The organism is Pseudomonas sp. AD21, from assembly GCF_002878485.1.
Lineage (GTDB): Bacteria > Pseudomonadota > Gammaproteobacteria > Pseudomonadales > Pseudomonadaceae > Aquipseudomonas.
On record NZ_NQYG01000032.1, the window covers coordinates 24,694 to 37,544 of the forward strand.

A 12,851-nucleotide genomic window follows, 5' to 3' on the forward strand; every position below is an offset into this window, starting at 1 on the left:
GGAAGCGCGAGGGCAGCTGCGCTTAAAACAACTACAAAAAAGCGGAGACACCATGCACAACCCTGACAAGCGTCACCGATTCGCCCCTTCGCGTCGCACCGTGCTGGCTTCGGCCATTCTCGCCGCCGCCATGCCTGGCGCTCAGGCGGTGGAGCTGGACACCGGCAACCCGGACTGGACGGCGCGGCTGGATAACACCGTCAAATACAACTACGGCGTGCGCACCGAAAGTGCCGACAAACGCATGTTGGCAACGCCGAACAACAACGATGGCGACTACAACTTTCGCAAGGCCGGCACCACCATCAGCAACCGTGTCGACCTGCTGACCGAAATGGACGTGGTCTACAAGAACGCCATGGGTTTTCGTGTCAGTGCCGCCAGTTGGTACGACCAGGCTTATGAAAACGCCGGTTCCAACAGCAACCCGTTCGTCAACGGTAATGACGCCCGCTCCGGACTGGTCGCCAACGACCCGCGTCTGGCCGGGGTGACCCAGGACAACGTCGGCAACGGCAGCCCGCACTTGAGCAACTACGCCAAGCGCTATTACAGCGGGCCGTCCGGCGAGATTCTCGATGCATTCGTGTTCTACAGCACCGACGTTGGCGAGCAGTCACTGCTCAGCGTCAAGGCCGGTCAGCACAACGTTTTCTGGGGGGAAACCCTGCTTAACCCGGTGCACTCGGTGAGTTACGGCCAGTCGGGTCTGGACCTGGCGAAACTCGCCGCATCCCCCGGCACCGAAGCCAAGGAGCTGTTCGTACCGCGCAAGCAGTTGTCGATGTCGTTCACGGTCAATCCCGAGCTGACCGTCGGCGCGCAGTATTTTCTCGACTGGGACGCCGCGCGGTTGCCCGAGGCCGGGACCTACTACGGCGGTTCCGATCTGGTCGGCTTCGGTGCGCAATCGTTCCTCTTGGGCAACACCAATGCGGTGGTCCCGGGCAGTCCGCTGGGCTGCGGCCTGGCGCCGTGCAACGGTTTGACCAACGTGCGCCGTGGGCATGACCTGACGCCCGGCAGCAGCGGCGACTGGGGCGTCATGGCCAAGTGGTCGCCGGCCTGGCTCGATGGCACGCTCGGCGTCTATTACCGCAACACCTCGGACATCCTGCCCCAGGCCTGGCTCAACGCGACCGGGCTGACGTCGGCCAATGCCAACGGCTCGCGGCCGGCGGGGCAGGTGCCGGGGGTGGTGAACATTCTCAATTCGTTGAGTACCAGCACCTACCAACTGGCCTACGCCGACAACATTCAGATCTTCGGCCTGAGCCTGTCCAAGGACGTTGGCGGGATCAGCGTTGGCTCGGACTTGAACATCCGTCACAACATGCCGCTGGCGAGTATCCCGGCGATTGTCAGTTCCACCAGCCCGCTGGGATTGGGCGCGGGCCTCGGCCTGCTCCCGGCGCGCACCGCCGAGACCGGGGTGATCTACGACACGCCGAGTCGCGGCGACAGCATGAGCGCCACCGGCGACACCTTGCACTGGACGCTCAACGGCCTGATGAGCATGGGCAAGACCCCACTGTTTGATTCAGCGACGCTGCTTTCCGAGCTGTACTACAGCAACCTGCTCAAACTCGATAACAAGAACGCTGCGCTGTACAAGGGCAACGACAGTTATCGCGGGATCGACGCGCCGACCCGCGACAACTGGGGCATCGCCGTCAACTTCACGCCGACCTGGTACCAGGTGCTGCCCGGTGTCGACTTCAACCTGCCGCTGTCGATCAACGCGGGGCTGGCCGGTGTGTCGCCGGTGTCTGGCGGCGGTGCGAAGAACACCGGCAACTACGCCGTGGGCGTCGGTGCCGTGGCGTACAACAAATACTTCATCGACCTCAAATACGTGGACTCCTTCGGCAAGACCGACAAGTGCGACGCCAGCGGCATGAGCACCGGCGCGGCCCAGGCCAGCGGTGGCGACGGCTCCACGCCCAATGCCTTCAGCGGCAATCAGAACTACGCCTGTTACGGCGGCGGCTATTCGGCGTTTTCCGGTGGCGGGGCCACCACCGCCGACCGTGGCGCGGTGTACCTGACGATGAAAACCACGTTTTGACTCAACGCTTGATCACCCACGGCTCAAGGGCTCAGTCCCGCAGGCAGGAGAACAATAAGATGAAATGTGTGCACACGTTGCTCGCCGTATCACTGGCCATGGCCATCGCCGCTCAGGCCCAAGCCGCCGTCTCGGCGCAGGACGCCGCCAAACTGGGCAGCAACCTGACGTTGGTCGGCGCCGAAAAAGCCGCCAATGCCGACGGCTCGATTCCCGCCTACACGGGCGGTCTGACCACGCCACCGGCAACCTTCAAACCCGGTGACAGCATGCGCCCGGATCCCTTTGCCGAGGAAAAACCGCTGCTGATGATCGATGGCAAAAACGTCGAGCAGTACAAGGGTGAACTCAGCGCCACCAGCGTCGAACTCGCCAAGCGCTTCCCCAGCTTCCATATCAATGTGTACCCGACTCACCGCACGGTCTCACTGCCCAAAGCGGTGCTCGACAACGGGGTGAAAAACGCCACTGGCGCCAAGTCGCTGGAAGGCGGGCTGGCGATCGACAACGTGCTGCCCGGGGTGCCGTTTCCGATTCCGCAATCAGGCAACGAGGCGATGTGGAATTTTCTGCTGCGCTATCAGGGTGTGAGCATCAATTCCAAGTACGACTCGTGGAACGTTGACTCGGCGGGCGTGGCGAGCCTCGCGATCACCGGGCAGGCGTTCATTTCCTATCCGATCTACGAAAACCTCACGCAGCCGATCAACAGCGCCGATATCTACTACCAGATGAAACTGTCGTACACCGGGCCAGCACGACGGGCCGGCGAAGCGATCATGCTCAAGGACGCCGCGAACCCATTGCAGCAACCGCGCCGTGCCTGGCAGTACTTGCCAGGGCAGCGCCGGGTCAAGCTGGCACCGAACCTGGCCTACGACACGCCTAATCCTGGCACCGCCGGCGCGGGCACCTACGACGATGTGTTCGTGTTCAACGGCGCGCTGGACCGCTACGACTGGAAGCTGCTGGGCAAGCAGGAAATGATCGTGCCCTACAACACCTACAAGCTGACTTATGCCCAGGATCCGAAAGCGCTGACCACCGCCAATCACCTCGCTGCGGACTATGTGCGCTGGGAAAAACACCGGGTCTGGGTGGTGGAAGGCACGCTCAAGGCCGGCGCGCGGCACATCTACCAGAAGCGCCGCTTCTATCTGGATGAAGACAGCTGGACCGCTCTGGCCTCCGATCAATACGACGCTCGCGGTCAGCTGTATCGCGGCTCGTTCGCTTTCCTCAGCCAGAGCTACGACAAGCAGGTCCCGGACTCCACGCCGTTCATGATCTACGACCTGGTCGGCGGTTCGTACAACATCAACGGAGTGGTGGGGCCGTACGGCGGCATCAAGTACATCGAGCCGCTTTCGAAAGCGCAGTGGTCCTCGGAATCGTTGGCCGGCAGTGGTATTCGCTAGGGGACGCGTCATGCATGCGCATACAAAACACCGGCAGTGGGCGTTGGGCGCATTGCTGATGCTGGCTCAGGGTTGGGTTGCTGCCGGCGATTATGTCGATGTGCTGGACCTGCCGGCCAAGGTCAGCGCGCTGGCCGCCAGCAGTCCGTTGACCGGCGTGGCCCGCGCCGGGGAGCGACTGGTTGCGGTCGGGCAGCGCGGGCACATCGTCTATTCCGATGACGCCGGCCAGCATTGGCAGCAGGCCACCGTACCGGTGAGCGCTGACCTCAGCGCGGTCAACTTTGCTTCGCCGACGCAAGGCTGGGCGGTCGGCAACGACGGCGTGGTGTTGCACAGCGACGACGCCGGGGCGACCTGGTGCAAGCAACTCGATGGCCGGCAGATCGGCGCGTTGCTGGTCGAGCACTACGGCGCGCTGGCCCGCGCCGAACCCGACAATCCGCAGTGGCCGTTGCTGGTGGCTGAAGGTCAGCGGCTGGTGGAGCAGGGCGCCGACAAACCGTTGCTGGATGTCTGGTTTGCCAACGAGCAGCTCGGTTATGTGGTCGGCGTGTTCAACCTGATTCTGCGCACCACGGACGGCGGCCAGCATTGGACGCCGTTCCAGGATCGTACCGACAACCCGCAAGGCTTTCACCTCAACGCCATCGCCTCGACCGGCGACGGGCTGTACATCGCCGGCGAGCAAGGCCTGCTGCTCAAGTGGGAGGACGCCCGCCAGCGTTTCGTTGCGCGGCCGACGCCGTACCAGGGCAGCTTTTTCGGTGTGCTCGGCAAGCCCGGCGAAGTGCTCGCCTATGGCCTGCGCGGCAACATCTGGCGCAGCACCGACGGCGGCAACAACTGGACGCCGCAGGCCAGCGGCCTGCACGTGAGCATCACCGCCGGGCTCGTCGATGCCGATGGCAATTACCGCTTGTTCAGCCAGGGCGGGAAGATGTTGCTCAGCCACGGCCATGACGCGCATTTGCAGTGGCAACAGCAAGTCGAACCCGTGCCAGTGGCCGGCGCCGCACAAGCCGCCAACGGTGCGCTGGTGCTCGCCGGCAGTCGTGGCGTGCTGAGCCTGCGCACACAACAAGAATAAAAACCTCAGAGCGAGAACCCGGATATGGGCACTATCGAGCAAGACGGCATGCCGGTCATCCGCGATCTGCGTGACTTCGACCGCCATTGCGGCAACCGCCTGGAACGGCTGGTGTTCAACCACCGCCCGCTGTTCATGCTGTTGATGACACTGGTCACGCTGCTGCTGGGCTACATGGCCGTCACCCGTCTGGAGCTGCGTCCCAGCTTCGAAAAGATGATTGCGCAGAGCCAGCCGTACATCCAGAACTACCTGGAAAATCGCCAGTCATTGCGCGGCCTGGGCAATTCAGTGCGGGTGGTGGTGGAAAACACCCGGGGCGATATCTTCGACCCGGCGTACCTCGATGTGCTCAAGCAGGTCAACGATCAGTTGTTCCTCACCGACGGTGTTGACCGCGCCTGGATGAAGTCGCTGTGGAGCCCGGCGGTGCGCTGGACCGAAGTCACTGAAGAAGGCTTTCAGGGCGGCCCGGTGATGCCCGATGCCTACCAGGGCCGGCCGGAGCAGATCGAACAGTTGCGCCAGAACATTTCCCGCGCCGGCATCGTCGGCAGTCTGGTGGCCAGTGACTACAAGTCGAGCATGCTGGTGGTGCCGCTGCTCGACAAAGCGGCGGCGGGCGGCCAGCCGATCAACTATCACGGCTTCTCGCGGATGCTCGAAGAGCAATTGCGCGACAAGATCGAGTTTGCCGGTGACAGCGCGGCGCGCAAGGCCGGCGCCGAGGGCAAAGGCCCGTACAAGGTGCGGGTGATCGGTTTCGCCAAACTGATGGGCGACCTGATCGACGGGCTGATTCAAGTGATGATGTTTTTTGCGTTGGCGGTGATCACCTCGCTGCTGATCATCTACTTCTACACCCGCTGCGTGCGCAGCACTTTGCTGGTGGTCGGCTGCTCGCTGGTGGCGGTGGTCTGGCAACTGGGCATCATTGCCTGGCTCGGCTATGCCATCGATCCGTACTCGGTGCTGGTGCCGTTCCTGATCTTTGCCATCGGCGTCTCCCACGCCGCGCAGAAAATGAACGGCATCCTGCAGGACATCGCTCGCGGCACTCACCGACTGGTCGCCGCGCGCTACACCTTTCGCCGCTTGTTCATTGCCGGGGTCACCGCGTTGCTGGCCGACGCGGTGGGCTTCGCCGTGTTGATGCTGATCGACATCCCGGTGATCAAGGACCTGGCGATCACCGCGAGCATCGGCGTCGCGGTGCTGATCTTCACCTCGCTGTTGCTGATGCCGGTGGCGCTGTCCTACGTCGGTGTCGGCGCCAAAGCGGCGGAGCGTGCGCTGCAGATCGACACCCGGGCCGAGCGGCACAAAGGCTTCGGCAAGCTGTGGGACTGGCTCGACCGTTTCACCACGGTCAAATGGGCCACGGGGGCGGTGCTGGTGGCGCTGTTGATGGGCATCGGCGGTTTCGTCATCAGCCTGCAACTGAAGATCGGCGACCTGCAAAGTGGCGCCCCGGAGCTGCGCGCCGACTCGCGCTATAACCGCGACAACGCTTACATCACTCAGCATTACGCACTGTCCAGCGACCTGTTCGCGGTGATGATCAAGACTCCGCCCGAAGGCTGCCTGAACTATAAAACGTTGATATTGGCCGATCGGCTGGCCTGGACGCTGCAGCAGAACCCCGGCGTGCAAGCAACGGCGTCGCTGGTCAACGCAGTGCGGCAGATCACCGCCGGCACGTACGAAGGCAACCCCAAGCTCAACAGCATCCAGCGCAATCAGGACGTGCTCAATTACGCCGCGCAACAGGCCTCGGTCAACTCACCGGAACTGTTCAATACCGACTGCTCGCTGATGCCGGTGATTGCCTTCCTGAAGGACCACAAGGCCGAGACGCTGGATGCGGTGGTGGCGCTGGCGGATAAGTTCGCCCGGGAAAACAGCAGTGCTGACCGCCAGTTCCTGCTCGCCGCTGGCAGCGCCGGGATCGAAGCGGCGACCAACATTGTGGTGCGCGAAGCCAATCGCACCATGCTGTTGTACGTCTACGCGGCGGTGACGCTGTTCTGCCTGATCACCTTCCGCAGCTGGCGCGCCACACTCGTAGCGCTGCTGCCACTGGTGCTGACCTCGATCCTCTGCGAGGCGTTGATGGTGGTAATGGGCATCGGCGTAAAAGTCGCGACCCTGCCGGTGATCGCATTGGGGGTGGGAATCGGCGTGGATTACGCGCTGTACCTGCTCAGCGTGCAGCTGCAGTACCAGCGCCAGGGCCTGTCGTTGTCCCAGGCTTATCGCAACGCAGTGTCGTTCACTGGGCGCGTGGTGGGGCTGGTCGGCATTACCCTGGCGGCCGGCGTGGTGTGCTGGGCCTGGTCGCCGATCAAGTTTCAGGCGGACATGGGCATCCTGCTGACGTTCATGTTCCTGTGGAACATGCTCGGTGCACTGATCCTGATTCCGGCGCTGTCGTACTTTCTGTTGCGCAAGGTCTCGGTGAATACTCGCCCCGCACCTGCCGCTGAACGCGCCGCAGCGAGAGCAAGCTCGCTCGCCACCTGATAAAAAATGACGCGGCAGATCGCCTGCCTCTTGTACATTTGGCGCCTGTGAACTTGATGGAAGGAGCAGGGCACATGAGCGTACCGGATCAGCAGGCGTGGCTGCCGTGGACGCCCGAGCAGTTATCGCAGAGGTTGCGAAAGGTTTCGCGGCCTTGGTGCGTAGTCGGTGGATGGGCGCTGGATTTATGGATGGGGGTGCAAACCCGCGCGCACAGCGACCTGGAGTTCACCGTCCTGCGCAATGATTTCTGCTGTTTCCGGCAAGCGTTGGGGGATCTCGATTTCTACGCGGTCAAAGACGGTTCGTTCGAGTTTCTGCCGGAGGGCGGCATTCCCGCGAGCGACGTTTTTCAGGTCTGGGGTTATGACAAGGCTGCCAGTGCCTGGCGGGTGGACGTGATGATCGAGCCCGGCACCCCGGACACCTGGGTGTATAAAAGAGCCCCGGCGATTTTTTATCCGCGCAGCGAAATGGTCGCTCGCAGCCCGTACGGCATTGCTTATTTGCGCCCGGCGGCAACGCTGTTGTTCAAAGCCAAAAACACTCGGGAAAAAGATCGCAGTGACTTCAACAGAGCACTGCCGCTTTTGTCTGCTGAAGAGCGCCAGTGGCTGGCCCGGCATCTGACGCTGTTGCATCCCGAACATGACTGGTTGCGCACGCTCAGATGAAGCAAGCCCCGGTCGGGCAGCAAGCCGGACCGGGTGGTGGGATAGCCGCGAAAAATAGCTGTTCAGACTTGCGCCATTCCAGGCGTTACCAGCGCCGGGGCAATTCGACGTTGCGCTCGGCTGCCGCCAGGGCCTGGATCAGACCAGCCTTGTCGAACGCGATGCAATAGGCCGGTTTGGCACGCTCGAATCGCCAGCTGTCATCCAGGTTTCCTGCGTCGACCGCATCAAAGCCGATTTCATCCAGAAGTCGACTGACCAGTGCCTTGGCCTGCGCATCATCAGCAGCAATTGGCAACGCCCGGCGTTCGTTCGAGTGCGCGGGCCGTGCGTCCTTCAGCAGATCACCGGCAAGGATGGCATTGAACACCTTGACCACCGTTGCCCCCGTCAGATGCTGCGCGAGCAAACGGCTGGTGGTGCTTTGATGATTATCGAGAACCGCGATATGACCGTCTCGATCGGGGTAATAGTTGTTGGCGTCCAGTACGGTTTTCCCCACAAACCACTCAGACGGCAGGCTGGGGTAGTGCTCGAACGGAATCGCCACCAGCACCACATCAGCAAACTGCACGGCCTGCTCGACGCTGCCGATCTGGCAGCCGGCGACACCGCTGAGCACGCTGCTCATTGTTTGCGGCCCGCGCGAGTTACTCAGCATCGCTTCATGCCCGGCGGCAATCAGCAATTGCGCCACGGCGCGCCCTATGAATCCGGCTCCAACAATTCCAATACGCATCACGTGCTCCTTGATCGGGTTTGAAGGGCCTATGATGATTGCTAACCAGATGCTGATAAATTGCGGTTTGTTACTTGCTTTCGATAACAGGAGTTTCGAATGGATCGTCTTGGCAGCATGGCAGCTTTTGTAATGGCTGCCGAAGCAGGCTCCTATGCCAGTGCCGCTCAACGCTTGGGCATGTCAGCGCAGATGGTCGCCAAACATGTCGCCGCGCTGGAGCAGAGACTGGGTGCGCGGCTGCTCAATCGCACCACGCGCCGACAGAGCCTGACCGAACTGGGCAGCGCGTATTACGAGCGTTGCAAGCACATCGTGGGTGAAGCCGAGGCCGCCGATTCACTGGCGCAAATCATGAGCGACACACCGCGTGGAAAACTCAAGGTCAGTGCGCCGGTGTCCTTTGGTTCCTATAGCCTGATGCCGTTCGTGACCGGGTTTCTGCGCGAGTTTCCCGAGGTGGAAATCGACCTGCATCTGACCGACCGCGCCGTCGATCTGGTGGAGGAGGGTTTTGAGGTGGCCTTCCGGATCGGTCCCCTGGCCACCTCCAGCCTGACGGCCAGACCCTTGGCACCTTATCGACTGGTGGTCTGCGCATCGCCCGCGTACCTGGCGGAGCGCGGGACACCGCAGGTGCCGGCGGATTTGCAGGAACACGAATGTCTCGGTTATGCCTATTGGTCGCGGCCGGCCGATCGTGAGTGGCAGTTTTTCAAGGGTTCGCAGGCGTATAGCGTGCCGGTGAGCAGTCGTCTGCACGTCAACGAGAGCAAGGCCTTGTTGTCGGCTGCAGTGGATGGGTTCGGCATCGTGCTGGGGCCGGCGGATTTTCTTCAGCCGGCCTTGCGTGCGGGAGAGTTGGTTCAGCTACTGGAGGGTTTCGAGGCGCCCAGTCGAGCGATGCATCTGCTGTACACGGCGAACCGGCAGAAAACTGCCAAGGTTCGCCGGTTTATCGATGCGGCCGTGAAGCGCTTTGCGCAGTGAAGCTGGACGTTGGGTTACCGACGAATCGCCGCGTATGACTTGCCCAGGTCACTGGCCCAACCGTCCAGCACGCCTTTGACGTCATCGGCGGTCAGCACCTGTTTGTCGTTTTCCAGCGGCACGCCGGTGCCCTTGCGCACGACTTCGGCGACCACTTCGCCGGTGGAGCCGTCCTCGAACGAGACCTCGGTGGCGATTTCACTGTCCTGGTCACGGATGCCGGTGGCGGTACTCACGCCGGCGGCAACCAGGGTCACCGGCAGCCATTCATAGAAGCGCAGGCCCTGGGTGCTGGCAGCGACGCGAGTGATCGCCGGTCTGACGGTCAGGGTATTCGGACCGGGTCTGGACACCAGGTGCATGACCTTGCCCAGCTCGAGCCTGAGGGCCGCGTCGTAGTAGTCGGTGACGCCGGACAGTGTGCTCAGCGGGATCCGCTCGGTCGGCGCGGCGCTGGGGTAGAACTGGCTGGGCGCCAGATAGGCCTGGGTGTAGCGACCCCGGGCCAGCGCCGGGCTGACCCAGCCCAGCACCGTCTGGCCCGAGGGCGACTTGTGCTCGCTGAGCACGCTGTAATCGTGCAGGAACCCCGTGTACTTCTCGGGCTCGACGGTTTTGCTGCTGCAGGCCGACAGGCTCAGGGACGCTGTGCACATCAGTGTCATCAAGCAATGGCTTCTTATCATGCGAATCCTTGTTTTGCGCTTTTGACCCACGTCGTTCAAGCGCGGGCGGTGGTTGGGGGAGAGAGTGGCGGAGTATTGTCCGAGCACTCGATGTGCAACTGGCCGTGGGTCATGATCCAGTGGATGAGGTCGGCGGTCGGAATCGAATGGACGTACTCCACCCATTGCGCCTGGGAGGGGCCGTACTGCTCGAAATAGCGGCGCAAGACGATGCGGCTTTGATCATCAGACAAGCCCAGGCAAAACTCCTGGAACAGCAGCGGCGTGTCGTGCTCAGGCGCCGTGGTGCGCTGGCTGAGAATCAACGGATAGCGGGTGTCGTGTCCCTCGGCGGTGTACCTGCTGTGCAAAGCCTTCATGAGATGCCCCCTGTTTTGGAAGGCGTGCAGGGTGGCAGAGGGTTTTTGCCGGACAATGTCCGCTTGATGTCCGGGGCGACGGAATGTTGCTCGATTGAAATAAATGACCCGGGCGCCGGAATAGTTTTAGATGCGTTCTTTTTTGGCCTGAGGATCCTGTGAACGTGAGCAGACTGCTGATCGTCGACGATGACGTGGAAATTCTCGCCTTGCTGAAGAAGTTCTTCGTCCAGCACGCCTACGAGGTCGATGTGGCCGTTGACGGCGTAGCGATGTGGGCGGCGATTGCGCAGCAGCGTCCAGACACGATCATTCTCGACCTGATGCTGCCCGGTGAAGGTGGCTTGAGCCTGTGCCAGAAAGTGCGGGCACAGATGGGCATTCCGATCATCATGCTGACCGCCATGGGCGAATTGAGTGACCGCATCGTAGGCCTCGAACTGGGCGCGGATGACTACGTGACCAAACCGTTTGCCCCGCGTGAGCTGCTGGCCCGCCTGCGCGCTGTGCAACGCCGCGCCGGTGAGCAGGTCGGCCCCGTGAGCGAGCCGTCGCGGCCGGTAGTCGCTTTCGCCGGTTGGCACCTGGACATCACCTGCCGCGAACTGCGTTCGCCGCAAAACGTGATGATTCCGCTGTCCGGTGGCGAGTTCGATCTGCTGGTGGTGTTTCTCGAACACCCGCAACGCATCCTCACCCGCGAACAACTGATCGACCTGTCTCGCGGCCAGGGCCACGACGCCTTTGATCGCAGCATCGATGTGCAGGTCAGCCGCCTGCGGCGCAAGATCGAACCGGACAGTAAACGCCCTGACCTGATTCGCACGGTGCGCAACGGCGGTTATATGTTCACGGCCAAGGTCACGCGCTCATGATCCGCCGGTTTTTGCGGCGCGACCCGCTGAGTCGGCGGATCGCGCTGACCATCGTCGTGGCCATGCTCGCTTCGCTGGCGCTCAATTTCCTGTTCGTGGAGGTGGCGGGAACGTGGGCGCGCCCGCCCATCGAACGCACCGGATTGCTGGAGCAGATTGCCGCCACCGTCAAGGTGATCGAGGCCGCACCGACGCCTTTGCGCGCGCAACTGGCGCAAGCGGCAAACGGCCCGACACAGGAAGTGATGTGGAGTGCGCAACGCGACGAATTCGGATTGCCACCCGGGGGGACGCTGCTCATAGCAGACAAGGCATCGGTGTTGCACCAGTTGTTGGGCGATGATCGACAGATTCGGGTGTTCAATCCCGCTGACTGGCCGAGCGACAGTCCGCGGGCCCGGTATGCGGCGCTGGTTCAACTGCCGGATGCCAGCTGGTTGTTGTTCTCATCGCGCGAACGCTCCTGGGGACTGGACATCGGCACACGCATTGCGATCATCATTGCCTTGGGCCTGATCGCCACGGTGCTGGTGGCCTGGCTTGCCACGTACCAACTGGCCAGACCGCTGCAGCGTTTCGCCAGCGCCGCCCGACGCTTCGGCGGCGATCTGCGTGCGCCGCCGATCAAGATCGAAGGCCCGGACGAGATCCGCCAGGCGATCATCGCCTTCAACACCATGCAGGCGCAGATTCAGCACTACATCGGCGAACGCACGCACATGCTCGCATCGATTTCCCACGACTTGCGCGCACCACTGACCCGGATGCGCCTGCGCAGCGAGTTCATGGAAGACTTTGATCATCAGGACAAACTGATCCGTGACATCGAAGAGATGCAGTCGATGATCAACGCCGCGCTGGCGTTCTTTCGCGAAGACACCCAGCCGGAGCAAACCACCGCGTTCGACCTGTCGGAGTTGCTGCAGACGATCATCGACGACTACCGCGACCAGCACATCGCCATCGGTTTCAGCGGCCCGGCGCATCTGGTGTATGAGGGGCGTCCGCTGGGGATCAAACGGGTGATCGTCAACCTGCTGGAAAACGCAGAGAAGTATGCGCAGCAGCCAACCATTGCGCTGCGCAGTGACGGCTACAGCATCTGTATCGATGTCACTGACGAGGGGCCGGGAATTCCTGACGCGTCGTTGCAGCGGGTATTCGATCCGTTCTTCCGCCTGGAAACCTCGCGCAACCGCGAAACCGGTGGTGTCGGGCTGGGGCTGTCGTCGGCGCGGGCCATTGTGCGCGAGCAGGGCGGGGAGCTGACGTTGAGTAATCGCAGTCGCGGTGGCTTGCTGGCCAGGGTTGAGCTGCCGCTGTAGCGCCTGAAGCCCTGATAACGACCGACAAGCGCTTCGCGGCTTGCCGATATGAAATTTGTTCTGTAGATTTTCATGAAATTACAAGAACAGAATTTCACGAGGCC

At 62.2% G+C, this 12,851-nt stretch carries 11 protein-coding genes; 8 read left to right on the forward strand and 3 right to left on the reverse strand.

Features of this window, described 5'->3' with window-relative positions; genetic code table 11:
* Nucleotides 1-52 precede the first annotated feature (52 nt).
* The 5 genes from PseAD21_RS18515 to PseAD21_RS18535 all read left to right on the forward strand — a co-directional run bounded on the left by PseAD21_RS18515 (nucleotide 53) and on the right by PseAD21_RS18535 (nucleotide 7,773).
* On the forward strand, nucleotides 53-2,068 hold the full coding sequence (locus tag PseAD21_RS18515; protein WP_102356928.1) for a DUF1302 domain-containing protein: 2,016 nt from the start codon (nucleotides 53-55) through the stop codon (nucleotides 2,066-2,068).
* Nucleotides 2,069-2,127: 59 nt separating this feature from the next.
* Nucleotides 2,128-3,486, forward strand: a complete 1,359-nt coding sequence (locus PseAD21_RS18520) for a DUF1329 domain-containing protein (protein ID WP_102356929.1) — start codon at nucleotides 2,128-2,130, stop codon at nucleotides 3,484-3,486.
* A gap of 10 nt (nucleotides 3,487-3,496) precedes the next feature.
* Entirely contained in the window at nucleotides 3,497-4,576 is a 1,080-nt protein-coding gene (locus PseAD21_RS18525; RefSeq protein WP_102356930.1) for a YCF48-related protein, read from the forward strand.
* A gap of 24 nt (nucleotides 4,577-4,600) precedes the next feature.
* Entirely contained in the window at nucleotides 4,601-7,099 is a 2,499-nt protein-coding gene (locus tag PseAD21_RS18530) for an RND family transporter (RefSeq protein WP_102356931.1), read from the forward strand.
* A 74-nt stretch (nucleotides 7,100-7,173) separates the two neighbouring features.
* Nucleotides 7,174-7,773: a nucleotidyltransferase domain-containing protein gene (locus PseAD21_RS18535; RefSeq protein ID WP_102356932.1), complete on the forward strand. Its 600-nt coding sequence runs from the start codon at nucleotides 7,174-7,176 to the stop codon at nucleotides 7,771-7,773.
* An 85-nt stretch (nucleotides 7,774-7,858) separates the two neighbouring features.
* Here the strand turns inward: PseAD21_RS18535 and PseAD21_RS18540 are convergent, their stop codons facing one another.
* Entirely contained in the window at nucleotides 7,859-8,512 is a 654-nt protein-coding gene (locus tag PseAD21_RS18540; protein ID WP_102356933.1) for an NADPH-dependent F420 reductase, read from the reverse strand.
* A gap of 99 nt (nucleotides 8,513-8,611) precedes the next feature.
* Here PseAD21_RS18540 and PseAD21_RS18545 point away from each other — a divergent pair, with 99 nt between their 5' ends.
* Entirely contained in the window at nucleotides 8,612-9,502 is an 891-nt protein-coding gene (locus PseAD21_RS18545) for a LysR family transcriptional regulator (RefSeq protein WP_102356934.1), read from the forward strand.
* A gap of 14 nt (nucleotides 9,503-9,516) precedes the next feature.
* Here PseAD21_RS18545 and PseAD21_RS18550 read toward each other — a convergent pair whose 3' ends face one another.
* Entirely contained in the window at nucleotides 9,517-10,158 is a 642-nt protein-coding gene (locus tag PseAD21_RS18550; protein ID WP_371859068.1) for a DUF3313 domain-containing protein, read from the reverse strand.
* Nucleotides 10,159-10,223: 65 nt separating this feature from the next.
* The gene (locus PseAD21_RS18555) at nucleotides 10,224-10,547 is read right to left on the reverse strand and encodes a hypothetical protein (protein WP_102356936.1); all 324 of its coding nucleotides are present in this window, start codon (nucleotides 10,545-10,547) and stop codon (nucleotides 10,224-10,226) included.
* Between the two features lie 164 nt (nucleotides 10,548-10,711).
* Here PseAD21_RS18555 and PseAD21_RS18560 point away from each other — a divergent pair, with 164 nt between their 5' ends.
* The gene (locus PseAD21_RS18560; RefSeq protein WP_102356937.1) at nucleotides 10,712-11,422 is read left to right on the forward strand and encodes a response regulator; all 711 of its coding nucleotides are present in this window, start codon (nucleotides 10,712-10,714) and stop codon (nucleotides 11,420-11,422) included.
* A complete protein-coding gene (locus tag PseAD21_RS18565; protein WP_102356938.1) occupies nucleotides 11,419-12,747 on the forward strand; it encodes an ATP-binding protein in 1,329 nt (442 codons plus the stop codon). Before PseAD21_RS18560 ends, PseAD21_RS18565 begins: the two co-directional genes overlap by 4 nt.
* Nucleotides 12,748-12,851: the final 104 nt, after the last annotated feature.